This is a genomic window from Ampullimonas aquatilis (assembly GCF_049675895.1).
In the GTDB taxonomy this organism is placed as follows: Bacteria; Pseudomonadota; Gammaproteobacteria; order Burkholderiales; family Burkholderiaceae_D; genus Ampullimonas; species Ampullimonas aquatilis.
Map to the genome: position 1 here is coordinate 1623908 of NZ_CP183834.1, position 24041 is coordinate 1647948.

The window sequence follows — 24041 nt, forward strand, 5'->3', positions numbered from 1 at the left end:
GTCAGCATAGAATTCCGTTAAAAGCATCACGTTAAAATTGTCTTGTTTTTCCAATTCTCACTCATACTCCCACATCATTTAATAAAATATATCTGCTCAAGTGCTTATTGATTAGCTCTATTTTTTTACTCCATATGAGTATATTAAATCAATAAAAAAAACGCCAAGAACCTGGCGGATCATGGCGTTAAGCTATCACTTTCGTCATAGCACTGGAAAACGATCATTTACATCATTGGACTTACCAATCCTTGAGCTTGCTGCGCAGTCGGGCGATCGACTGGCTGTGAATCTGGCAGACACGTGATTCGGTGACGCCGAGCACGGCGGCAATTTCCCTGAAGTTCATGTCCTGTTCGTAGTACATACCCATCATCTGTTTTTCGCGTTCAGGCAGGTCGTCAATGGCTTTCACCAACGCTTGTTTGAAGCGGGCATCCTTGACCTGCTCAAGTGGCTCGTAGGTGCTGTCGGCGCTATGGCGTTCGTGATAATCCTCATCGCTATCACGATCTTTCATATCGTCAAAGTAAACCAGTTGATAACCACGCGCTTCGCCGAGCAGGTCCTGGTATTCCTCTAATGAAATTTTCATGTGCTTGGCCACTTCCGACTCAGTCGGTGCACGGCCAAGCTTATGTTCCATCTTGTGAATGGCGGATTCGATATCACGCTGGCTTTTGCGCAGGCCACGGGGCAGCCAGTCGTTGGCACGCAGTTCGTCAAGAATGGCACCGCGAATCCGTTGAGTGGCGTAGGTTTCAAACTGTGCACCCTGTGATTCTTCATAGCGGTTGACGGCATCCATCAAGCCAATCAGGCCGGCCTGAACCAGGTCATCAAGCTGTACGGAAGGTGGCAGGCGCGCCAAAATATGATGAGCCATCCGCTTTACCAACGGCGCGTACTGGTTGACGTACTGGCTCCGATCAAGCACACCGGACGCGTTATACATGACGATTTCTCCTTGCTGCAAATGGGGGTGTTGCGGCCGCTTGCTGGTGCAAGCCAGACGAGTTGGTGTCTGCCTCGGACAAGTAACCGGCGTAGTCCACGCTGATGCCTAAAAAGCGGGCACAGGTGTTGGATAAATTGGCAAAACTCTGGGCGGCTTGCTCGGCATCGCCAGCATGGCTGATCAAAATCCGAATCGGAAAGCCAAAGCCGCGTTGTGAAATGTCTTTGAGCAAGCCATAAGCGCGCTTTAAACCTTGCGCATGAGCAGGTACGAGCAGGCGAATTTCTGAATCAGCCGTTACCCGTTGCGGTGCTGAAAATGCCACCAGGCCATCAAGCTTCTGACTGTCACCGTTAATCACAATGTATTCGGGCATGATATGGCCAGCACTGGCAGCACGCACGGTTTCAAATAAATGTTCGGGAGCAGTGCTCAACTTGCCCAGGCCACGTGCACAGGGCAACACCGCCAGACTGCAAACCTGTGAAGGGTAATGCAGGGTGACTTGATTGACTGTCATGCTGCCATTGAGGGTGTGCGCCAATTCATAGCGTGCACTCAGACCCAAGGCAGCCGCAGCTTGACCACAGGTTTGATCAAGCAAGAGTGTAGCGCGACCACTTTCCATGGCATCCACCGACCAACGCGCAGCCAGCAATGATTGGTTTTCAACATCGTTGGCATTGAGCAGCAGACAAATCTGCGGCAGCACGGTCGGCTGCAACATATTGCGCAGGCCAGCCGCTTGATCGGCTTGCCAGAAGGCCGGGGTTTCTTGCCTGGTTTCTAAAATGGTTTGATTCAACACAATCGTAGTCCTTGCATCAATCAAGCGAGGTTAGAGAAAGTGAGATCGTATTCACTGTCAGCCAGACTAAAGGCGCTGCTGCGATGTGCCTTGGCACAGGCCAGGGCTTTTTCGGTCAGGGCCAGGGCGTTGGCGGGATGCAGGTCTTCTGGTACGCGCTGACCATTGGTCACGTAATGCAATTGCAGTTTGTTGCGCATGACCACATCGAGGACGCCACCGAGCTTGACGCTCTCATCGAGCTTGGACAGGATGGTGCCGACCAGATTGGCGGCATGTGCGCCCGCGCCTTTGTAGGCGCTGACCACATCATCCAAGGTTTCAGGATGGGCCGAGCTGTTCAGGAGCAACAAACGTTTGACGTTGTGCTGGCCCAAAAAGGCAATCTGTTCAGCCAGGCGGCCATCACGTTGACCCATGCCCACGGTGTCAATCAACACCATATGCTTATTGGCCATGAGCGCCAACATGGAGAGCAAATCATTGGGCGTCTGGGCAGTAAAGACATGCACGCCAAGCAGCTTGCCGTAAATGCGCAATTGGTCTTGCGCGCCAACCCGATAGCTGTCAGTCGTAATCAAACCCAATGACTGCGCACCGTGTTTCACCACACAACGGGCGGCCAGTTTGGCGGTGGTAGTGGTCTTGCCAACACCGGTTGGACCAACCAGCGCATAGGTGCCGCCAATGTCAACCAGATCAGGCTCGGTAGTAGAAGTGCGGGCCATCGGTAGATTGATGGCGATGACTTCGGCAATCCAGCGGCGCGCTTCGGTTGCGTTGTAGTCGGCAGGCAGGCTTTTTAATGCGGTACGGGCAAAATCAGGGGAAAAACCAGCGTTGACCAGATCTTTCCAGAGTTGCGCTTTTAATGGGTTGCGGTTCATGTCTTCACGCAGTGCCATCAAGCCAAATTGAGATTCCATCAGATTGCGCATGGCCTTGATCTCATTCATCAAGGCGGCTTCATTCATGCCGGGTGCGGTGGCAATGGTCAGTTGGCTGGCTGCCGCAGTGGGTTTCATCACCCGTGGTGCTGACTGAAAGCTGGCGGCTGGTGCTTTGGCAGCCAGATTGACCAGGCCTTCATGCGCCACGGTCTGGGTTTTGTCAAAACTGGAGCGCTGCTTCTCGGCCATTTGCGCTGCAAACGCCGCCAAACTGGCTTGCAGATTGGCCTCGCCTTCATCTTGATGCGATGCTTGCACCAATGGGTCGCTGATGACTTTGGGGCGCAGACCATCGACCATCACATTAGCTGGTGCTGGGCTGGTGGCTGCAGCACGTTGCGGAGGATTTGCCGCTGAGTGAGCTGGTCTTGGTTCATGACCACCTTGTGCCATGACGTCGACAGCATCGGCCTCTTTCATGGCGATGATTTCCACGCCGTCGGCCAGCTCTTTGGTAGAGATGACCATGGCGTCTTCGCCTAGATCCTCACGCAATTTGCGTAAGGCTTCACGTGATGTTTTTCCAGTATATTTTTTTAAGATCATGATTTAGCTCCAATCATTACACCAACACGGATAGTTCGAGATTCAGGGATTTCGCTGTGCGACAAGACACGCAGTCGCGGTAAAAAACGTTTGAAAAGACGCGCCATTGGCAGGCGTAAACGGTCTGGTACCAGCAACAAGGGTGGGTGGCCAATAGTTTCCTGACGTTGCGCCGCTTGTGCGGTGTCTTGCATGATGCGGTCGGCCAAGCCTGGCTCCAGACCCAGGCTTTCATTGACTGAGGCCTGACTGAGAATTTTTTCGAGATCGGGATCAAAGACCACTACATTCAAATCGCCAGTGGAACCGGCAATGCTTTGCACGATGGCACGGCCCAGGGCAATTCGAACTTGCGCAGTGAGATCGGCCGGATCCTGGGTTTTGCCGCCATGCTCACACAACGTTTCAATGATGGTACGCATATCACGAATGTGAACGCCTTCATCCAGCAGGCTTTGCAAGACACGTTGAACGGTGGAAAGCGAAATGAGTTTGGGTACCAGATCTTCCACCAGTTTGGGCGCAGTCTTGGCGACATGATCAATCAGTTCTTGGGCTTCGGCACGGCCTAACAAGGTTGCGGCTTGCGTCTGCATGATGTGGTTGATGTGGGTCGCGACCACAGTTGCCGGGTCAACCACGGTATAGCCGGCAGTCACTGCCAGATCACGTTGGTTGGCTTCAATCCAGACGGCCGGTAAACCAAAGGCCGGGTCTTTGGCTGCCGTGCCTTGCAATTGGGCGCTGACACGGCCAGGGTTGATGGCCATGAATAAGCCATGGAAGACTTCGCCTTCACCAATCACCACGCCTTTGAGCAGGATGCGATAGCCATTGGGCTTGAGTTCAAGGTTGTCACGAATATGAACAACGGGTGGCAAAAAGCCAATCTCTTGAGCAAATTTTTTGCGCAGACCTTTGATACGTTTCAGCAGATCGCCATCTTGTGATTTATCGACCAAAGGAATCAGTCGGTAGCCAACTTCAAGACCAATCACATCAACCGGCTGCAGATCTTCCCAGCTGGCATCGGTGGATTCAGGCTTAGGTAAAGATTCCTGTACCTTTTGTGCAGTGGCTTGCTGGGCTTCTTCCTTCTGCTTTTTAGCCAATGAATAACTGAGCCAGCCTGTCAAACCGGCCAATGACAAGAAGGAAACATGGGGCATGCCCGGGATCAGACCCATCATGCCAATCACGCCGGCGGTCAGACTCAAGGCCTGTGGCGAGTTGAACAGTTGTTTGACGATCTGGCTGCCGATATCAATATCATCGCCCACCCGTGATACCACCAGACCCGCGGCAATGGAGATCACCAGGGCGGGAATCTGTGCCACCAAGCCGTCACCAATGGCCAGCAATACGTAGTTGTTGGCAGCGGTTGCCAAAGACAGATCATGTTGCAACAAGCCAATCGCCAGACCACCAATGATGTTGATGAACAAGATCAAAATACCGGCAACCGCATCACCCCGAACAAATTTTGAGGCACCGTCCATGGCACCGTAAAAATCGGCTTCCTGGGCGATTTCGGTACGACGACGGCGTGCTTCTGATTCTGCAATCAGGCCTGCATTCAGGTCGGCATCAATCGCCATTTGCTTGCCCGGCATGGCATCCAGGGTAAAGCGGGCGGACACTTCAGCAATTCGGCCTGCACCTTTGGTTACCACCACAAAGTTGATTACGATCAGAATCGCAAACACCACCAGACCCACGGCAAAATTGCCACCGACCAGAAAATGGCCAAAGGCTTCAATGACTTTACCTGCCGCATCAGGGCCGGTGTGACCGTTGATCAATACCACCCGAGTCGATGCCACGTTCAATGACAAACGCAACAGGGTCGTCAGCAATAGCACCGTTGGGAAAGCCGCAAATTCCAAAGGTTTGGTGGTGTACATGCTGACCAGCAAGACCATCAGACCCAGGGCAATATTGAATGTGAACAGCAAATCCAGAATGAAGGGTGGCAGTGGCAGAATCATCATGGCCAGAATCATGATGATGAAAATGGGACCACCCATATTGCGCAACACCGCCATATTGCCTTCGGAGACAAAGCGTTGCAGCAGGTTGTTGATTGGGGATGGATTCATGTTCTGGCTGATCTTTAGGTTTTAATGATGAAGAATAATTAAGCTGGTTGAGCTGTGGCGGGATTGGCGGTCGAGTTTGTGGCATAAGGATCAAACCCATCCGGCACAGTGATTTTTTGTGGTGCATCGGGACGATCAGCCTGACCCAGTTTGTATTGACGCAATTGAAATACATAGGCCAGCACCTGAGCTACAGCGTTATAGAGCGCAGCCGGAATTTCATCACCAATATCGGTATGTTTATAGAGTGCACGCGCCAAGGGTGGTGCCTCGAGCAAGGGCACATCATGCTCCTTGCCCAGTTCACGAATTCTTTGTGCAACTTCATCGGTACCTTTGGCAACCACGCGTGGTGCACCCATGGAATCGGCGTACTGCAAGGCAACGGCAAAATGGGTTGGGTTGGTGATGATCACATCGGCCTGCGGAATGGCTGACATCATGCGGCGGCGCGCTGCTTCACGCTGGCGCTGCTTGATTTGTCCCTTGACATGTGGATCACCTTCGGATTCTTTTGATTCTTCTTTCAATTCCTGCAAGGACATACGCATCTGACGATAGTGATTCCAGAGCTGGAACGGCACGTCGAGTGCAGCAATGAGCACCAGGCTGGCGGCCAGCATTAATAAGTCACCCACCAGCAAACGTCCTAAAGTGGCCAGGCTTTCGCCCAGTTGTTGGGTAGCCAGCATGATGAACGTGTCACGTTGACTCCAGGCCAGACCAAAACCAATGCCACCGAGTAAGGCTGCTTTTAATGAGGCCTTGATCAGTTCCACACCGTTGCGCATGGAAAACATATTGCCCAGCCCCTTCATGGGGTTGAGTCGGCCAAAGTCGGGCATAAAGGCTTTGCTGGTGAAGTTCCAGCCACCGATGGCAATCGAGCCAGCGACACCTGCCACCATGCAAAAACATAGTAACGGCAGGCCAGATACTGCACCTGACCAGAGCAGTGTGCCCAGATGATTCATCATGGCGCCACTATCAAAAATGGTTTGACGATCCAGACGCAAGCCGGATTGAATCAATCCACCTTGCTGCGCTGTCATCCAGTCACCAGAAAAAGACATGACACCAGCTGCCGCGAGCATCACTGCTGCGGAAGCCAATTCCTTGGAGCGGGGAATCTGACCTTCTTCACGCGCCTTCTGGAGCTTGCGCTCCGAGGCGGGTAGGTTGCGTTCCTGATCGTTGTCTTCTGCCATATCCTGGTTACATGGTTTGATTGATGAAAGCATTATTGACGCAGGTCATGCCAAGCCAAGCTACGAATAGAGCGGATATTTCTGCTTATTTAAAGGATGGAGAATTTTCAAAACGCGCAGAATCCTGATATCAGGACAGCAAAGGTGATTTAGTTGGCGCAACAAGGCATCAAAACGACTTAATGAATGCTGTGCAAGTGCCGATAAAGAGCTGAAGTCTTTTAATTTATCTTGAAGAAGTGATATCCATGAATAATGCCTGGGAAGTCATCGCCAATGAACAGAGTGTGGACCCTGAAGTTGAGGTTCCCAAAGTTGGTCAGACCACATTAATTAAACGCCAGCCAATTTTTAATGACAAATTTACCCTGGTAGGCTACGAACTCGATTTTCGAAATTATTCGCACCATCCGCATGGTGAGGCCGCCATCATCAAGACCAATGGCAATTCGATGGTGACCCTGTTTGATAGTCTGAGCGCCGTGTCCATTGATGCGTTATTGGGTAACGCATTGGCATTCGTGGCTTGCGAGCCAGAGGACATCGTGCCTGATTTTGAGGATTATGTTTCTCCAGATCGCGTTGTCATTGATTTGGCATTGCCACCAGATTACGACAAGGAAGATTACGACGTACTGAAAGAGCAGATCATTGCACTGAAAAATCGTGGTTTCCAGCTGGCGATCAACCAATATGCTCTGGAAAAACCTTTTCTAGAGCTATTGCGCTACACACAGTACTTAAAGATTGATACGCGCTCCTTACCAGAAGCCAAGTTGGTGGCGCTGCCCAAGAAGCTGGCGGTTTTACCTAATTTAAAAATGGTGGCCACGCATATTGCTTCACCGGATCAATTCAAATTGATGGGTGCTGCAGGCTATAAGGCATTTCAAGGACCGTTCTACGCACAACCGATTACCAGTACGGCCAGGGCGATTGAATCGGCCCAGCAAAATATTCTGATCATGATTCGATTGGTTCAAAAACAGGCGGATCTGACTGAAATTGAAGAAAAGATCAAACGTGATCCAGCTTTGTCTTTCAACTTGCTCCGATACGTGAATTCAGCCGCTTTTGGTGCTGCCGCTGAAATCACCTCCTATCAGCGCGCATTGCAAATTCTGGGTTATCAAAAATTGATGCGCTGGTTGAGTATTCGTCTGATTGCAGCGAGTAAGCATCCCGCCAATGTATTGTTGTTGCGGGCATCTTTGACTCGTGGCCGGATGATGGAGCTGTTGGCCCACGAAGAGCAATGCAAAACAAACCCGGAACAAGCCTTTCTCACCGGGTTGTTTTCACTGTTGGACAAGATTTTAGGTGTGCCGATGCTGGATGCGCTGGCTGGCATTCATTTGCCAGATGATGTCAACAATGCATTGATTAGTCGGGCAGGGCCATTGGGCGTCAGTTTGAAACTGGCCGAATATTGCGAGTTACCAACCACAGAGCAGGGTGCCTATCCACCCTCCGACGAAAAGCTGATGCAATTGGTGGCGGATAGCCACCTCAAAGCAATGGCTTGGGCGGAAGAAGCTATCAAGTAAAACAGAACGAATGCCTGATCCTGCCGGTTTTTTCGGGAGGATTGGGCATACATTTTTGATTTGTAGATTATTTCCTTCTTTTGCAAGTGTCTGGCTTGCAAAATCGGGATCGTTACTGCGCAATTAGGCAAGTTTATGATCCCCATTCCAGTTCTGATTATTTTGCTGTTGTTGATTGTTATCTTTATGCTCCTGGGTACGCTCAGAAAGCATGACGATCTTGATCGCACAATTGATCGGATTCAATTCAAATCCAGACCCATCATGACAGCCATGGAACAGGCGTTTTACTATCGCCTGCGTGACGCATTTCCGGATGATTTAGTCTTTTCTCAAGTGGGACTGAAGCAAATCATCACGCCCAAACTGCAAGGCAAAAATCGTCGGGTTGTCATGAATAAAATTGACAAAATGCATTGTGATTTTGTGATTTGTGGTCGTGATTCAAAAATTCTTGCAGTGATCGAGTTGGAAGATAAAAAGAAAAAAGATCCGTTAAAAAGACAGAAGATAGCCAGAAAAAACCGTATTTTAAGTGCGGCTGGCATCCGTTTTGTTCAGTATGATCTACAAGGCATGCCTTCGATTGAAGCATTGCGTTCGTATATTTTTTTCACCGCCCCTCATTCGACACTGAGTAAGTTCTAAATAAGTCTGATCTGGTATTTTTGCTACCACATTAATCACTTATCTCGGGTGCCCAGTCTTATTTTCCTGCCCTATAGCCTTTATAATATAAGGCTAAACTTTTCCTTCATAAACCTTGTTAAAGGACTTTCATGTTAGAGAACTACCTTGCTCACGTAGCAGAACGAGCTGCATCAGGCATTCCACCGCTTCCTCTGTCTGCACAGCAAACATCTGAATTGATTGAGCTTCTGAAAAATCCTCCCGCTGGTAAAGAAGCTTTTCTGTTGGATTTGCTGACCAACCGGGTTCCTGCAGGCGTTGATGATGCTGCCAAGGTGAAGGCTTCCTATCTGGCTGCGATTGCTCATGGTACTGAAAAATCTGCGCTGCTTAGCGAAGAGCGTGCGACAGAATTGTTGGGAACCATGTTGGGTGGTTATAACATTGCTCCTTTGGTTGATCTTCTCGACAATAACAAGGTTGCAGGCCTTGCCGCTGCAGCCCTCAAGAAAACATTGCTGGTATTTGACGCATTTCATGATGTCAAAGAAAAAGCCGACAAAGGCAATGCCAATGCTCAAGGCGTTTTGCAGAGCTGGGCCGATGCCGAGTGGTTTACCAGCCGCCCTGCATTGCCAGAAAGCCTGACGATTACCGTCTTTAAAGTCACTGGTGAAACCAACACTGACGACCTGTCACCAGCACCTGATGCTTGGTCACGTCCAGATATTCCTCTGCATGCTTTGGCCATGCTGAAAAACCCACGTCCTGGTATCAATCCCGACGAGCCAAGCAAAGTGGGACCTATCAAGCAAATTGAAGCGCTGAAAGAAAAGGGCAATCTGATTGCTTACGTGGGTGACGTAGTTGGTACCGGTTCTTCACGTAAATCTGCCACTAACTCAGTACTCTGGTTTACTGGTGAAGATATTCCTTTTGTACCTAACAAACGGTTTGGTGGTGTGTGTTTGGGTAGCAAAATTGCGCCAATTTTCTATAACACCATGGAAGATGCGGGTGCATTGCCAATTGAATTGGACGTTGGCCAAATGGAAATGGGCGATGTCATTGAATTGCGCCCTTATGATGGTAAAGCACTGAAAAACGGCAATGTGATTGCCGAATTCAAGGTTAAGTCTGACGTGTTGTTTGATGAAGTTCGTGCTGGTGGTCGTATTCCATTGATCATTGGTCGTGGTTTGACTGCCAAGGCACGCGAAGCCTTGGGTTTGCCAGTGAGCACTTTGTTCCGTCTGCCACAAAATCCAGCGGATACAGGCAAAGGCTTTAGTCTTGCGCAAAAAATGGTTGGTAAAGCCTGCGGCTTGCCCGCAGGACAGGGCGTTCGTCCAGGTACCTATTGTGAACCACGCATGACCTCAGTTGGCTCACAAGACACTACCGGTCCGATGACACGTGATGAGTTGAAGGATCTGGCCTGCCTGGGCTTCTCCGCTGACTTGGTTATGCAGTCTTTCTGTCACACAGCCGCTTATCCTAAGCCAGTAGATGTGAAAATGCACCATGAATTGCCCGACTTCATCAGTACTCGTGGTGGTGTGGCTTTGCGTCCCGGTGACGGTGTGATTCACTCCTGGCTGAATCGTATGCTCTTGCCTGATACAGTAGGTACTGGTGGTGATTCACATACCCGCTTCCCAATTGGTATTTCCTTCCCAGCGGGTTCCGGCTTAGTTGCTTTCGCAGCAGCAACTGGCGTGATGCCACTTGATATGCCTGAGTCAGTATTGGTTCGCTTCAAAGGCAAAATGCAACCTGGTATCACTTTACGTGATCTGGTTAATGCCATTCCTTTATATGCAATCAAACAAGGTCTGCTGACTGTTGAAAAACAAGGCAAGAAAAACATTTTTTCAGGCCGTGTTCTCGAAATTGAAGGCTTGCCAGAGCTCAAAGTTGAGCAAGCATTCGAATTGTCTGATGCCTCTGCCGAGCGTTCTGCAGCGGGCTGTACCGTTCATTTGAACAAAGAGCCAATCATTGAATACATCAATAGCAACATTACTTTGCTGAAATGGATGATTGCTACTGGCTATGCGGATGCCCGTACTTTGGGTCGTCGTATTCAAGCTATGGAAAGTTGGCTAAAAACCCCAGAGTTGATGAAAGGTGATGCTGACGCTGAATATGCCGCAGTAATCGAAATTGATTTGGCAGATATTCATGAGCCGATTGTTGCTTGCCCTAACGATCCGGATGATGTGAAAACCATGTCAGAAGTAGCCGGTGCAAAAATTGATGAAGTTTTCATCGGCTCCTGCATGACTAACATTGGTCACTTCCGTGCCGCCTCTAAGCTGCTTGAAGGCAAGCGCGATATCCCTGTCAAATTGTGGGTTGCTCCACCAACCAAAATGGATCAGAAGCAACTGACTGAAGAGGGCCATTACGGTATTTTAGGCTCTGCAGGCGCTCGTATGGAGATGCCTGGCTGTTCATTGTGTATGGGTAACCAGGCACAAGTGCGTGAAGGTGCCACGGTATTTTCTACATCAACACGTAACTTCCCGAACCGTTTAGGTAAAAATAGTAATGTTTATCTGGGTTCGGCTGAGTTGGCATCTATTTGCTCAAAGTTGGGCAAGATTCCTACCAAAGAAGAGTATCTGGCTGAAGTTGGTGTTCTTGATAAGAACTCATCACAAGTTTATAAATATATGAACTTTGATCAAGTCAGTGACTTTAAAGAATTGGCTGACAGCGTTACTCTGTAACCAGTTAAGTCTCTAATTAAATCGCCATCATGAAAAGTGATGGCGATTTTTTTTGTCTTAAATTTACCAAAGACACTGTTGAAAAAACATCCTGTTGGATAGTCATCTTACAGCCATAGCTGATGGAATATAGTTGGGTCGATGAATGAGCGGACCCTCCAAAAATAATAGACGAGATAACGTTTTGATGCTTTCTTCAAAGCGTTGAGTAGGCCAGTTCTTATTTTTGAAATTAAGCGCTTGCTTGCGTTTTCTTGTTTTCCTTGATTTAACATAATATAAATTATAAGTAATTTATATAAATAATAAATGGCCTTGTGGGCCATTTATTATTTAACTAGTAATTACTTCTTGTCGAAGAATTGTTCGTCTTCTGTAGAGCCATGCAATGCAGTTGTTGAAGACTGACCACCTTGAATGGTTTGAGTAACGGCGTCAAAGTAACCGGTACCAACTTCGCGTTGATGTTTAACCGCTGTAAAGCCTTTTTCAGCAGCCGCAAACTCGGCTTCTTGCAATTCAACGAAGGCAGACATTTGGTTACGTGCGTAGCCATGAGCCAAGTTAAACATTGAGTAATTCAAGCTATGGAAACCAGCCAATGTGATGAACTGGAATTTATAGCCCATCGCGCCCAATTCTTTCTGGAATTTGGCAATGGTTGCATCATCCAGGTTTTTCTTCCAGTTGAAAGATGGCGAACAGTTGTATGACAGCATTTTGCCTGGGAACTTGGCATGAATTGCATCAGCAAATTTCTTGGCAAAAGCCAGATCTGGTTTGCCAGTTTCACACCAGATCAAATCAGCGTATGGTGCATAAGCCAAGCCACGGGAAATGGCTTGTTCTACGCCTGGTTTGGTTTTGTAGAAACCTTCAACGGTTCTTTCGCCTGTGCAATGTGGTTTGTCGTTGCTATCAACATCTGATGTCAACAGATCGGCCGCTTCAGCATCAGTACGAGCAATCAATACAGTCGGTGTGCCCATCACGTCAGCAGCCAAACGAGCAGCAACCAGTTTTTCAACGGCTTCACGGGTTGGCACCAATACTTTGCCACCCATGTGACCACATTTTTTAACAGAAGCCAACTGATCTTCAAAGTGAACGCCCGATGCACCAGCCTCAATCATGCCCTTCATCAGTTCAAATGCATTCAGTACACCGCCAAAACCGGCTTCAGCATCAGCAACAATTGGGGCAAAGAAATCAACATCATTTTTGCCTTCTGACCATTGGATCTGGTCAGCACGTTGGAATGTATTGTTGATACGGCGTACAACTTGTGGAACTGAGTTTGCTGGATACAGAGATTGATCTGGATACATTTCACCAGCCAAGTTTGCATCACCAGCAACTTGCCAGCCTGACAAATAGATAGCTTTCAAGCCAGCTTTAACTTGTTGCATTGCTTGGTTACCAGTCAAGGCACCCAATGCATTGATGAATGGTTCTTCGTTGATGAGTTTCCACAGTTTTTGCGAACCAACTTTAGCAAGCGTATGCTCGATTGGTAGTGAACCTCTCAGTTTGACAACGTCTTCTGCTGAATATGGACGTGTAATACCTTTCCAACGTGGATTAGTTTCCCATTCCTGTTTCAAAGCTGCAGCTTGTGCTTCTCTTGTGCTCATTTAGCTCTCCTTTAAAAAAATCGAATACGCAATACTAACTAGTTTTCGCGCAAAGCAACATTAAATTGTTGACAGTATGGATATTTTAATTCTTTACTAAATCAATCGGTTAGCAATTTATTTTATATTGTGAAATGAAGGATTTGTAGATGAAACACAAAATTACTGCTAAGCAGCAATTGCTTTCATTATGAGAAAAGTATCAATGCCATGCAAAATATAATGCTTTTGAAATAATACTGTAAGAAAACTCAAACTATCATGAAAAAGGGTTACCGTGATTTGGTAACCCTTGGTTTTCCTGGTCGGGGCGAGAGGATTCGAACCTCCGACCACTTGCACCCCATGCAAGTACGCTACCAGGCTGCGCTACGCCCCGAAGCATTAGATTATAACTTGAAATAGCCTTTAAATTCAATTTGAATCCTTTTCTATGAATTCATCGGCTCAAAATTTTCAGTAATAAATTTAAAAAATCTCTAGCATCTTCTATTTTCAAGCCGGCAGCATGACTGCTTATTTCCGGCCATAATTGGCCTTGTGATGATGTTGAAACTTCTGCTGTTTCTGTAATATCTTCAGAGGCACTAAATGGTTGAGTTATTGTAGTTTCTGCAGAATCATGAGGACCAGATTCAAGTTTGTTGCGAGCACCGACAATGGTAAAACCCTCTTCATAGAGAAGTTGTCGAATACGGCGAATTAATAATACCTCATGATGTTGATAATAGCGTCGATTGCCCCGTCTTTTAACCGGTTTTAATTGCACAAACTCTTGTTCCCAATAACGCAAAACATGCGGTTTGACCCCACATAAGTCCCCTACTTCACCAATCGTGAAATAGCGTTTGGCTGGGATAGGGGGTAAATTCGGCACGTCTTGGGGCTTATTTGTTTTTTCAGACATGGCTCAATATGGTCTTAATCTGAATGGAAATTGAATAAAGAATCAATTTTGCTCTAAAGGCATATCATTTGACACTAGGACCATCTGCTTTAATTTGTGACTAGAGTGAAAAGTCACAACACGACGAGCTTCAATGGGAATTACTTCACCTGTTCGAGGGTTTCGACCTGGTCTTTCTGGCTTATCTCTTAATTGAAAGTTTCCAAAACTTGATAATTTGACATATTCCCCCCTAATCAGGGCATCACGGATTTCGTCAAAAAAAATATCCACCATATCTCTGGCTTCACGCTTATTTAACCCGACTTGCTCAAATAACAAATCAGCAAGATCTGCTTTGGTTAGCGTGATCGGGTTTGCTGACTGCTTAATTTTTTGGTCAATTACCAACATATCTCTCTGAAGTTCATGACGATAAATTATTAACAATTTTTACGCTTGGAACATGCGTAATTCGATCACTCAAGTAAGTGAATGATAGCCACAATTATCTAATCCTAGGGAGTAACTAATGCTTTTAAGTTCTTAATTTAACACCAAGTTTTACTTCTAATGTGGATATCAAGGTGTTAATTGCTGTTGTTACCTGCTTTTCATCCATTGTTCCAGCAATATTTTGAAGGGTAACCCTAAAAGCCAAGCTTTTGTCAAAATCTGTGACTTGGTTTTCTGGCAGTTTATAAACATCAAAGATTTTACATTCACGGATACACGTGCACTCTATGGTAGAGAGTCTTACTTCATTCACCAAGTCAGTAATATTGCTCGCAGTTATTTGATTTTTAGCTAGTACAGCAAAATCTCGAGTAACAACGGGGTATTTTGAGACTTCTTCATACTCAGCCATTTTTGAATTCCTAATTCTGTCTATGTCGATCTCAAATAAGATCGGTGAAAAAGGCAATTCAAATTTTTTAGACAATTTAGGATGTAATTCCCCAATAAAACCTATTCTCAAGCCATTGAGTTCAATTTGCGCACTGCGACCAGGATGTAATGCCGGATGCTGGCAACGGGAATAAGAAATATTTAAACCAAAGGTTAATTTATCAATATCATTTTTGACATCATAAAAATCAACAACACGCTTCTTTTCTCCCCACTGCTCAACTAAAGTAGTTCCATACGCTAATCCTGCAAGACGGTAGGGTTGTTCAAAACCTTGGATATCAAACTTGCCATCGCCAATTTGATTGTTTTTCAAATAAACACGAGCGATCTCAAACACTCTAACTCGATCCGCTTTATGATTCAGATTAAATTGCAGGTTTGCAATTAAACTGCCAATGAGCGTGGAGCGCATTACGGAGAGATTACTTGTAATTGGATTTAACAATTTAATTGAGGACGGACTTTGACTAAGCAATAACTCGCTTTCATCATCTATAAAGCTGTAGTTGATGACTTCATGATATTCAGCATCTACTAAGATAGATCTGATTCTTTCCAAGGAGGTTTGTGTTTCCTTGGTACTCAAAAATGGTTGGGCAGCTACAGGTACTTTAGCTGGTATACGCTCATAGCCATAAACACGAGCTACTTCTTCAATCAAATCCTCTTCAATTTGAATGTCAAATCGGTAAGCTGGCGCCTTTACTGAGAAAACGCCATTTATATTTTCGTAGTCAAACGATAGTCCTGAAAAAATTGTTTCCACTTCCTTTTCATGTAAATCAATACCTAAAATTCGTCTGGCTCTATCAATACGCATTTGAACCGAATTGATTGATGGCGTATTGACATTTTGATCTACTATGGGACCAAACTGTGCATGATTATTTTGATTACATAAGGCATTAATTAAAGCGCTCAGTCTATCAATTTGATTGTAGGTTTGAGAGTAATCAACCCCTCGTTCAAATCGGTGAGAAGCATCGGAACCAAAACCCAGTGATCGACTTCTACCTCGAATAGAATCTGGCCACCAAAAGGCACACTCAAGAAAAATATCACGTGTATTTAAATCTATACCAGTCGATGCCCCACCCATGATTCCACCCAAACATATGGGGCCAGACTCGTCTGCAATAACGCCATAATCTGGATTTAGTTTGATCTCAACGTCATTTAACAAACGTAGTTGACTACCCTCCTCGGCCCAATTTATGGTGAGACCACCAGAAAGTTTATCTAAATCATAAACGTGTGTAGGTAAACCATATTCAAGCATCAAATAATTTGAAATGTCGACCAAAATACTCACACTACGAATATCACTACGTTGTAAACGCTGCAACATCCAGTCAGGTGTTTTTGTACTAGCATCAATGTTTTTGATGACTCTTCCAGTAAATCGACCACACAGATCAGATGCCAAAATATTGACGCTAACTTGATCATCAATATTAGTGTCAATAGTCTTAACAGGTTTTTCTATCAATGATAGATTTGTTAATGCAGAAACCTCTCTCGCCACACCAACAATAGACAAGCAGTCTGCTCGATTTGGGGTAAGTTTAATTGTGAAAATCGTATCATCCAGCATCAATACTTTGCGAACATTTTCACCAATCGCTGCATCTTCTGGCAGAACCATAAGTCCAGATGACTCATCATTGATACCCAATTCTTTTGAAGAGCAAAGCATGCCAGAGCTATCAATACCACGCATTTTTGCTTGTTTAATTAACAGGCCGCCTGGTAATTTCGCCCCTACCTTTGCACATGGAACACGCAAGCCTACTGCTACATTGGGAGCACCACAAACAATGGTCAGAACCTCATTGTCGCCAATATCAACTTGGCAAACATTTAAGCGATCAGCATCTGGATGTTTTTGAATAGCAATGATTTTAGCTACAACAACACCGGTAAATTCAGGTGCTGCTTTCTCAAGCTCCTCTATTTCCAGGCCAGACATGGTTAACAGACTTGATAATGCCTCTGTTGAAAGGTCTGGATTAATAAAAGAGCGTAGCCAACTTTCAGAAAATTTCATAATGTTGTAATAGGGTTAAGTTCGGCGAAAAATGCTTAGGTAAACTGTTTTAAAAAGCGCAGATCATTTTCGTAAAACAAGCGCAAATCATTAATACCATATCGCAGCATAGTAAGACGCTCAATACCACTACCAAAGGCAAAACCAATATATTCTTCAGGATCTAATCCAAAATTTCGAATGACCGATGGGTGTACCTGCCCCGACCCCGATACTTCTAACCAACGACCTTTAAGTGGACCACTTGCAAATGCGATATCAATTTCAGCAGATGGCTCTGTAAAGGGAAAATAAGATGGTCGAAAGCGTAACTGGATATCATCGGTTTCAAAAAATGCTCTGATAAATCCCAGGTAAACTCCTTTAAGATCGGCAAAGCTGATATTTTTATCAATCCAGAGCCCCTCAAATTGATGAAACATTGGGGAGTGAGTCGCATCACTATCAACCCTATATGTTCGACCAGGTGCAATTACTTTGATTGGTGGTTGTGTCGTTTTTGCGTAACGAACCTGCATAGGGCTGGTATGGGTACGTAACAAAAGCGGTTTGCCATTTGAATCGAGACTATCCACATAAAATGTGTCTTGCATGGATCTGGCGGGATGATTTTCCGGGCTATTCAATGAAGTGAAGTTGAACCAGTCTGTTTCAATTTCAGGGCCATCCGCAATATCAAATCCAATTGATTTAAAGATGGCCTCGATTCTTTGCCAACTCTTGATCACTGGGTGTATGGTGCCTTTCCCAATTCCCCTGCCTGGTAGAGTAATGTCAATAGCCTCAGCAGCAAGTTGAGCCGCAATTTGCTGCTCGGTGAGCTCATCGCGTCGTTGCAGCAGTAGCACTTCAACTTCTTGCTTGCAACGATTAACTTCAGCACCTTTGGCACGCCTTGACTCGGGATCCAATGCCGATAATGCTTTTAGCAAAATTGTAATCTCGCCGCTTTTACCCAGAAATTTTGCTTTCTCATTTTCTAGGGTTGCCGCATCTTGTGCGCCTTGAAAGGATATCTTCGCGCGATCAATAAGATTTTGAAGTTGTGATAAGTCCATAGTCATATATAAAAAAAGGGCCTCTATAATCAGGCCCTTTTAATTTCGCATGATTAACAAGAATCATGAAACGAAAGATGGTTTAGGCAGCGATTCTTGCCTTAACCTGATTCACGATTGCAGCGAAAGCAGCTTTATCAGCAACAGCTAAATCAGCCAGAACTTTACGGTCGATTTCAATAGCTGCTTTTTTCAAGCCATTCATGAAAACGCTATAAGTCAGATTATGTTCACGCGCTGCTGCATTGATACGAGTAATCCACAAAGCACGGAATACACGTTTTTTATTGCGGCGGTCACGATAAGCATATTGACCAGCACGCATGACCGCTTCTTTGGCAATGCGAAATACATTTTTTCTACGGCCACGGTAACCTTTGGCAGCATCTAAAACTTTTTTATGGCGGGCTCTTGCAGTAACCCCACGTTTTACTCGAGGCATATATTTCTCCTAAATAATGAGGGGTTATGCGTATGGCAACATGGCCTTGACGGAGACCATATTGGTTGGATGCACCGCTGCTGAACCACGCAACTGGCGTTTATTTTTAGTCGTTTTCTTGGTCAAAATGTGACGCTTGAAAGCTTGGCCACGTTTGACAGAACCACTGGCACGAACAGCAAATCGCTTGGCCGCGCTCTTTTTGGTTTTCATCTTAGGCATTTCTACCACTCCATGATTTATGATGAAAGGTGACCTCCCCACGGAGATACTTGCTTAACCTGTCTATCACTTATTTTGCAGCTAGTGCTGCATAATCCTCGTCAAATAACGCTGATTATTTTTTCTTTTTAGGCGCCAAAACCATGACCATCTGGCGACCTTCAATTTTAGGAAATTGCTCCACTTGACCAAATTCCTCAAGCTCGGCTTTAATTCTTTCCAACAGCCTCGCTCCAATTTCTTGGTGAGCCATTTCCCTGCCTCTAAAGCGCAAAGTGATTTTGGTCTTATCACCTTCGTCCAGAAATTTAATCAAGCTGCGTAGCTTAACCTGATAATCACCCTCATCAGTACCAGGTCGAAACTTGATTTCTTTGACCTGGATTACTTTTTGTTTGAGTTTCGCTTCGTGCGCTTTTTTCTGTTCCTGATATTTGAATTTGCCATAATCCATCAAACGGCAAACGGGCGGAACTGCAGTAGGTGCAATCTCAACCAAATCAACATCAGCTTCTTCAGAAAGCTTGAATGCATCCGACAACTTTACAACGCCTAGTTGTTCATTGTTTACACCGATTAAACGCACTTCCGTGGCGGTAATCTCACCGTTTAGACGGTGGCTCTTATCAGTAGCTATCTCAATATCCTTATAAAAAATTTAGCCCAAACAGTGCCATTAGCCTGCATTAAAGATATTCAGAAATGTCCGAACTGATTCGTTCAATGAGTGCTAAGACAGGCATGGCACCAAGGTCGGCATTACCACGCGCTCTTACGGCTACTGTATTTGCTTGCATCTCTTTTTCACCCACAATGACTAAATAGGGTATCTTTTGTAAAGAATGCTCGCGGATTTTATAGGTTATTTTCTCATTGCGCAAATCTGTTTTTACTCTAAAGCCTTGTTTTTTCAGCAATTGAGCAACAGATTGGGCATATTCAGAAAAATTCTCAGAAATGCTCATCACTACCACCTGTTCAGGTGACAGCCACACAGGAAGCGCCCCAGCATGATTTTCAATCAACATGCCAATAAAGCGTTCCAATGAACCCAAAATGGCCCGATGCAGCATCACTGGTGGTTTACGACTATTATCCTCGTCAACAAACTCTGCGCCTAAGCGAGTTGGCATGGAGAAATCGACTTGCATGGTACCGCATTGCCAGGAACGTCCAATAGAGTCTTTGAGATGATATTCAATTTTGGGGCCATAAAAAGCGCCCTCACCTGGCAACTCTTCCCATGGACTGCCTGCCGCACGAATAGCTTCACGCAAGCTATTTTCAGCCTTATCCCAAATTTCATCCGAACCAATCCGTTTTGCTGGTCGTAATGCTAATTTGACGGTGATGTTATTAAAGCCAAAATGCGCATACACCTGACGCACCACGGCATCAAATGCGGCCACTTCAGACTGAACCTGATTTTCAGTACAGAAAACATGTCCATCATCCTGGGTAAAACCGCGGACGCGCATCAGTCCATGCAAAGATCCAGATGACTCATTGCGATGGCATTGTCCAAATTCACCATAACGCAAAGGGAGATCACGATAGCTATGCAAGCCTGAATTAAAGATTTGCACATGACCTGGACAGTTCATCGGCTTGAGTGCATAGGCTCGGCTTTCCGATTCAGTCGTGAACATATTGTCTTTGTAGTTTTCCCAATGGCCGGTTTTTTCCCATAGACTGCGATCAAGAATCTGCGGTGCTTTGACTTCCTGATAACCATTGTCGAGATAAACCTTGCGCATATATTGCTCAACTTGCTGCCAGATAGTCCAGCCTTTGGGATGCCAGAAAACCAGGCCAGGCGCTTCGTCTTGCATATGGAATAAATCGAGTTGCTTGCCCAGTTTTCGGTGATCACGTTTTTCTGCTTCTTCAAGCATATGCAGATAGGCTTCTTGATCTTCTTTTTTAGCCCATGCTGTGCCATAAATCCGTTGCAACATTTCATTGCTGGAATTGCCGCGCCAATAGGCACCCGCAACTTTCATCAACTTGAATACCTTCAGTTTTCCTGTTGAGGGAACATGAGGGCCACGACACAAGTCGATGAAATTGCCTTCGCGATACAAGGAAATGTCTTCATTAGCAGGAATAGAAGCAATAATTTCTGCCTTGTATTGCTCACCAATGGACTCGAAGAAGGTGACAGCATCGTCTCGCTTCATCACTTCACGAGTCACCGGTAGATCCTGCTTGGATAATTCCAGCATTTTCTTTTCAATAGCAGCCAAATCTTCTGGCGTAAATGGGCGCTTATATGAGAAATCGTAATAAAAACCATTTTCTATGACTGGGCCGATAGTGACTTGCGCATCAGGGAACAATGATTTAACGGCATAGGCAAGCAAATGCGCCGTCGAATGGCGGATCAAATCCAGGCCATCCGTATCTTTGTCGGTGACGATGGCAAGACTGACATCGTGGTCGATCAAATAGGACGTATCGACCAGCTGACCATTCACTTTGCCACCCAAGGCCGCTTTAGCAAGGCCAGTACCGATGCCAGCAGCGATCTGAGCCACGGTGACTGGGGATTCAAATTGACGTTCTGAACCATCGGGTAGCTTGATTGTGATCATGATTATTAGGTAGTCAGAAATAAAAAAGCGCGGACGAGCCGCGCTTGCTATATATAGATTGAGCAGACTCGTTTATTGAAACTGTGTAGAAGTAGTTCGCGATGTCATAAGCTGCTCAAAACTGAAAATTGGTAGGCGAAATTGGATTCGAACCAACGACCCCCACCATGTCAAGGTGGTGCTCTAACCAACTGAGCTATTCGCCTGAAAGACCGTCATTATATGCATAACTTGCACAACTTGGCTAGAGGCAAACCAATTTAATCAGCTTGAATCACTGAATGACGGTAAACGCTATAACGCCAACTCACATAGTTGATTGACAAAAACTATTTCCGTCGTGCGGAGATGACGGCGCTAACCTCGGCAATGAGATTGATTGCACGTTGCAATTGGGTGGAGTTATTGACTTCAACTGTGAATTGCATTGAGGCAACATGTCTGACTGTTTGGGTATTAACGCCAATCACGTTCATTTTTTCTCGAGCAAATACCTCAGAAATATCGCGCAGCAGCCCCTGCCGATCCTGTGCTTGTACGACGATATCGACGGGATAAATCGGCGTGTCTGCAGGACTTACTGAATTTTCACCCCAGGTGGTTTGCACCACACGTTCGGGAGAGCGTGCTTGCATTTGTGCAAAATTGCTACAGGTTTCACGGTGAATAGAAACACCTTTGCCACGTGTCACAAAACCAATAATGGCATCGGGGGGCGCAGGTTTGCAGCACTTGGCCAGTTGGGTCAGTAACGACCCGACCCCCACGACCAGCACCCCACTTTGTTTATAACCCGGCTGCTCATGGCGACTTTTACGCAATGGTACTTTATCGATATCAATATCGAGTGCAGTGGCATCACCATGCAGGGCCGATTCAATTCTTTTGGCACCGATGTCCTCTTTACCTGCGGCAATGAAGAGATCATCAGTGCTGTCGAATCCCAGTTTTCTGGAAAGATCTTCCAGATTGGTAGAAGTTTTGCCCTCACGCTGCAAAATCCGCTCTATATGGCTGCGCCCCAAAGCGATGGTTTCTGCCAGTTCCAAAGCATTAAACCATTGGCGCACCTTTTGTCGTGCCCGATTACTCTGGATATAACCCAGATTGGGATTCAGCCAATCTCGTGAAGGCCCTGTGGCAGGTGTGCCACGCCGTGCTGAAATAATTTCTACTGTTTGCCCATTTTGTAATGGCGTATTGAGTGGCACCATCGCACCATTTACCCGTGCGCCACGACAACGATGGCCCAGATCAGTATGCAAATGGTAAGCAAAATCGATGGGTGTTGACGTTGCTGGTAGCTCGATAACACGGGCTTGAGGAGTCAAAATATAGATTTGCTCATCCAACCCGGCCATGCGATAGTTTTTTTCGCCATTTGAATCAGCCTCATTAGAACTATTGTCCGCATGATTGGGCGACGCTGCCTCACCTTTTTCAACATCCGTTTTCCAAGCCAGCAGTTGTCTGAACAAGGCAATTTTTTCATCATATTTCTTTTGCTCGGAATCGGTGGCAAAACCCTTCATGCCAGCAAAGCCTTTGGCGCCTAGCTCCTTGTATCGCCAATGGGCAGCAACCCCATATTCGGCAAATTGGTGCATATCGTAGGTACGAACTTGCACTTCAAAGTTTTTGCCATTTTCATCAATGACGACTGTATGTAGCGACTTATAACCATTCGCTTTAGGACGCGCGATATAGTCGTCAAATTCCTCGGTAATAGGCGACCAGATCTGATGCACCAGGCTCAAAACCGTATAGCAGGTCTTGATATCCTCAACGATGATGCGAAATGCGCGCACATCATAAAGTGCCTCAAAATTGATGTGCTTGTCACGCATTTTTTTGAAAATGCTGTAGATATTTTTGGGACGTCCTGTGACCTCACCGCGAATACCTTCTTTAGTCAATTCAGCACGAATTCGCTGGCTGACCGACTCAATGAACTGTTCACGCTCGACCCGTTTTTCATCAAGCAAGCGGGCAATTTTTTTATAGATTTCTGGCTCGGTAAAACGAAACGCCAGATCCTCGAGTTCCCATTTGAGTTGACCAATGCCCAAGCGATTTGCCAACGGTGCGAGCAAATCCATGGCTTCTCGTGAAACTTCCAGTGGTGGCGTCAATTTGTTGGCCGCAAAGTAACGCATGGATTGCAGCCGCGATGCCAAAAAGATGATGACAACGCGAATATCCTGAGCAAACGCCAGCAACATTTTGCGCAAACTCTCGGCTTGCTGACGTAACTCTACCTTATTGACTGCGGCTACATTGGTGGTTCGTCCAGAATGATCTTTGGATTGACTGCGAGTCAGCGACTCCAGACCAACGAGCTTATTGACGCCTTCAGCCAATTGCCAAAAGCCCGTTGAGTCGTGCTCTTCCGGGTGGACAAAGCGGGTAAACAAGGCCGGCTTAATGACTTTTTCTTCCTTGTGCAATTTATCCATGCACAGAAACAGCCACGCAGCGTCAATAGCACCGTCGTCAAAACCCAATTTAATCAAGATATCGACGACACCCTGAGCATGCGCCAAAGCCGATTCACTGCTACGGGTCTGCTGATAAGGCAACAACTTTTGGCTAAATTGAGCCAGCGAATCACAACCAGCCAACAGCGAGCTTAACGAAGCTGCTACCTCAGCAAAAGGTTGGGACGAGGCTAAGTCGGTATGACCGGATGAAACCAATGACATTTCTTTTTCTTTGAGGCTGGTCTGACCAGCAATGGTTTGAGCAGGCATGACGCTATTTTAGCC

18 protein-coding genes and 2 tRNA genes are annotated in these 24041 nt (G+C 46.2%); 3 read left to right on the forward strand and 17 right to left on the reverse strand.

Annotated elements, in window-relative coordinates; genetic code table 11:
- Positions 1–241 precede the first annotated feature (241 nt).
- From ACMYR3_RS07515 to flhB, 5 genes are read right to left on the reverse strand one after another with little or no spacing between them, the layout of a single operon-like run.
- Positions 242–955, reverse strand: coding sequence for an RNA polymerase sigma factor FliA (locus ACMYR3_RS07515; protein WP_424196022.1), 714 nt, complete (start codon positions 953–955; stop codon positions 242–244).
- On the reverse strand, positions 948–1766 hold the full coding sequence (locus tag ACMYR3_RS07520) for a MinD/ParA family ATP-binding protein (RefSeq protein ID WP_424196025.1): 819 nt from the start codon (positions 1764–1766) through the stop codon (positions 948–950). The genes ACMYR3_RS07515 and ACMYR3_RS07520 overlap by 8 nt, the downstream gene beginning before the upstream one ends.
- A gap of 20 nt (positions 1767–1786) precedes the next feature.
- A complete protein-coding gene (gene flhF, locus ACMYR3_RS07525) occupies positions 1787–3262 on the reverse strand; it encodes a flagellar biosynthesis protein FlhF (protein ID WP_424196027.1) in 1476 nt (491 codons plus the stop codon).
- On the reverse strand, positions 3259–5361 hold the full coding sequence (gene flhA, locus ACMYR3_RS07530) for a flagellar biosynthesis protein FlhA (RefSeq protein ID WP_424196029.1): 2103 nt from the start codon (positions 5359–5361) through the stop codon (positions 3259–3261). Before flhA ends, flhF begins: the two co-directional genes overlap by 4 nt.
- A gap of 38 nt (positions 5362–5399) precedes the next feature.
- Positions 5400–6569: a flagellar biosynthesis protein FlhB gene (flhB, locus tag ACMYR3_RS07535; protein WP_424196031.1), complete on the reverse strand. Its 1170-nt coding sequence runs from the start codon at positions 6567–6569 to the stop codon at positions 5400–5402.
- A 248-nt stretch (positions 6570–6817) separates the two neighbouring features.
- Between flhB and ACMYR3_RS07540 the strand changes: the two genes are divergently transcribed.
- From ACMYR3_RS07540 to acnB, 3 genes are all read left to right on the forward strand, one after another.
- Positions 6818–8116 (forward strand): EAL and HDOD domain-containing protein, encoded by a 1299-nt coding sequence (locus ACMYR3_RS07540; RefSeq protein ID WP_424196033.1) that lies wholly within the window; start codon positions 6818–6820, stop codon positions 8114–8116.
- A 264-nt stretch (positions 8117–8380) separates the two neighbouring features.
- On the forward strand, positions 8381–8764 hold the full coding sequence (locus ACMYR3_RS07545; RefSeq protein ID WP_424196035.1) for a DUF2726 domain-containing protein: 384 nt from the start codon (positions 8381–8383) through the stop codon (positions 8762–8764).
- 131 nt (positions 8765–8895) lie between these two features.
- The gene (gene acnB / locus ACMYR3_RS07550; protein WP_424196037.1) at positions 8896–11481 is read left to right on the forward strand and encodes a bifunctional aconitate hydratase 2/2-methylisocitrate dehydratase; all 2586 of its coding nucleotides are present in this window, start codon (positions 8896–8898) and stop codon (positions 11479–11481) included.
- Positions 11482–11825: 344 nt separating this feature from the next.
- On the opposite strand, the gene aceA is transcribed toward acnB, so the two are convergent.
- The 12 genes from aceA to ACMYR3_RS07610 form a co-directional block, all read right to left on the reverse strand.
- Positions 11826–13115: an isocitrate lyase gene (gene aceA, locus ACMYR3_RS07555; protein ID WP_424196039.1), complete on the reverse strand. Its 1290-nt coding sequence runs from the start codon at positions 13113–13115 to the stop codon at positions 11826–11828.
- A 302-nt stretch (positions 13116–13417) separates the two neighbouring features.
- Positions 13418–13494, reverse strand: a tRNA-Pro gene (locus ACMYR3_RS07560).
- 60 nt (positions 13495–13554) lie between these two features.
- A complete protein-coding gene (locus ACMYR3_RS07565) occupies positions 13555–14022 on the reverse strand; it encodes a MerR family transcriptional regulator (RefSeq protein WP_424196041.1) in 468 nt (155 codons plus the stop codon).
- A gap of 42 nt (positions 14023–14064) precedes the next feature.
- Complete coding sequence (locus ACMYR3_RS07570; RefSeq protein WP_424196043.1) at positions 14065–14415, reverse strand: integration host factor subunit alpha; 351 nt, start codon at positions 14413–14415, stop codon at positions 14065–14067.
- Positions 14416–14539: 124 nt separating this feature from the next.
- Positions 14540–16960 (reverse strand): phenylalanine--tRNA ligase subunit beta, encoded by a 2421-nt coding sequence (pheT, locus tag ACMYR3_RS07575; RefSeq protein ID WP_424196045.1) that lies wholly within the window; start codon positions 16958–16960, stop codon positions 14540–14542.
- Between the two features lie 35 nt (positions 16961–16995).
- The gene (pheS, locus tag ACMYR3_RS07580) at positions 16996–18018 is read right to left on the reverse strand and encodes a phenylalanine--tRNA ligase subunit alpha (RefSeq protein ID WP_424196047.1); all 1023 of its coding nucleotides are present in this window, start codon (positions 18016–18018) and stop codon (positions 16996–16998) included.
- Between the two features lie 82 nt (positions 18019–18100).
- Positions 18101–18460 carry a 50S ribosomal protein L20 gene (gene rplT, locus ACMYR3_RS07585; protein ID WP_424196049.1) on the reverse strand — a complete coding sequence of 120 codons (360 nt, stop codon included), beginning with the start codon at positions 18458–18460 and terminating at the stop codon, positions 18101–18103.
- A gap of 24 nt (positions 18461–18484) precedes the next feature.
- Entirely contained in the window at positions 18485–18682 is a 198-nt protein-coding gene (rpmI, locus tag ACMYR3_RS07590) for a 50S ribosomal protein L35 (protein WP_424196051.1), read from the reverse strand.
- Positions 18683–18797: 115 nt separating this feature from the next.
- A complete protein-coding gene (gene infC, locus ACMYR3_RS07595; protein WP_424196415.1) occupies positions 18798–19340 on the reverse strand; it encodes a translation initiation factor IF-3 in 543 nt (180 codons plus the stop codon).
- Between the two features lie 28 nt (positions 19341–19368).
- Entirely contained in the window at positions 19369–21276 is a 1908-nt protein-coding gene (gene thrS, locus ACMYR3_RS07600; RefSeq protein WP_424196053.1) for a threonine--tRNA ligase, read from the reverse strand.
- A 129-nt stretch (positions 21277–21405) separates the two neighbouring features.
- Positions 21406–21482: transfer RNA gene (locus ACMYR3_RS07605), tRNA-Val, on the reverse strand.
- Between the two features lie 123 nt (positions 21483–21605).
- The gene (locus ACMYR3_RS07610) at positions 21606–24026 is read right to left on the reverse strand and encodes a RelA/SpoT family protein (RefSeq protein ID WP_424196055.1); all 2421 of its coding nucleotides are present in this window, start codon (positions 24024–24026) and stop codon (positions 21606–21608) included.
- Between the last annotated feature and the right edge of the window lie 15 nt (positions 24027–24041).

Excerpts from the sequence above, each read along its gene's own strand:
- acnB (WP_424196037.1), top strand. The coding sequence starts at position 8,896 with ATGTTAGAGAACTACCTTGCTCACGTAGCAGAACGAGCTGCATCAGGC.
- ACMYR3_RS07540 (WP_424196033.1), top strand. The coding sequence starts at position 6,818 with ATGAATAATGCCTGGGAAGTCATCGCCAATGAACAGAGTGTGGACCCT.
- thrS (WP_424196053.1), bottom strand. The coding sequence starts at position 21,276 with ATGATCACAATCAAGCTACCCGATGGTTCAGAACGTCAATTTGAATCC.
- ACMYR3_RS07515 (WP_424196022.1), bottom strand. The coding sequence starts at position 955 with ATGTATAACGCGTCCGGTGTGCTTGATCGGAGCCAGTACGTCAACCAG.
- aceA (WP_424196039.1), bottom strand. The coding sequence starts at position 13,115 with ATGAGCACAAGAGAAGCACAAGCTGCAGCTTTGAAACAGGAATGGGAA.
- flhB (WP_424196031.1), bottom strand. The coding sequence starts at position 6,569 with ATGGCAGAAGACAACGATCAGGAACGCAACCTACCCGCCTCGGAGCGC.
- ACMYR3_RS07565 (WP_424196041.1), bottom strand. The coding sequence starts at position 14,022 with ATGTCTGAAAAAACAAATAAGCCCCAAGACGTGCCGAATTTACCCCCT.
- ACMYR3_RS07610 (WP_424196055.1), bottom strand. The coding sequence starts at position 24,026 with ATGCCTGCTCAAACCATTGCTGGTCAGACCAGCCTCAAAGAAAAAGAA.
- flhF (WP_424196027.1), bottom strand. The coding sequence starts at position 3,262 with ATGATCTTAAAAAAATATACTGGAAAAACATCACGTGAAGCCTTACGC.
- flhA (WP_424196029.1), bottom strand. The coding sequence starts at position 5,361 with ATGAATCCATCCCCAATCAACAACCTGCTGCAACGCTTTGTCTCCGAA.
- ACMYR3_RS07545 (WP_424196035.1), top strand. The coding sequence starts at position 8,381 with ATGACAGCCATGGAACAGGCGTTTTACTATCGCCTGCGTGACGCATTT.
- pheT (WP_424196045.1), bottom strand. The coding sequence starts at position 16,960 with ATGAAATTTTCTGAAAGTTGGCTACGCTCTTTTATTAATCCAGACCTT.
- ACMYR3_RS07570 (WP_424196043.1), bottom strand. The coding sequence starts at position 14,415 with ATGTTGGTAATTGACCAAAAAATTAAGCAGTCAGCAAACCCGATCACG.
- rpmI (WP_424196051.1), bottom strand. The coding sequence starts at position 18,682 with ATGCCTAAGATGAAAACCAAAAAGAGCGCGGCCAAGCGATTTGCTGTT.
- rplT (WP_424196049.1), bottom strand. The coding sequence starts at position 18,460 with ATGCCTCGAGTAAAACGTGGGGTTACTGCAAGAGCCCGCCATAAAAAA.
- pheS (WP_424196047.1), bottom strand. The coding sequence starts at position 18,018 with ATGGACTTATCACAACTTCAAAATCTTATTGATCGCGCGAAGATATCC.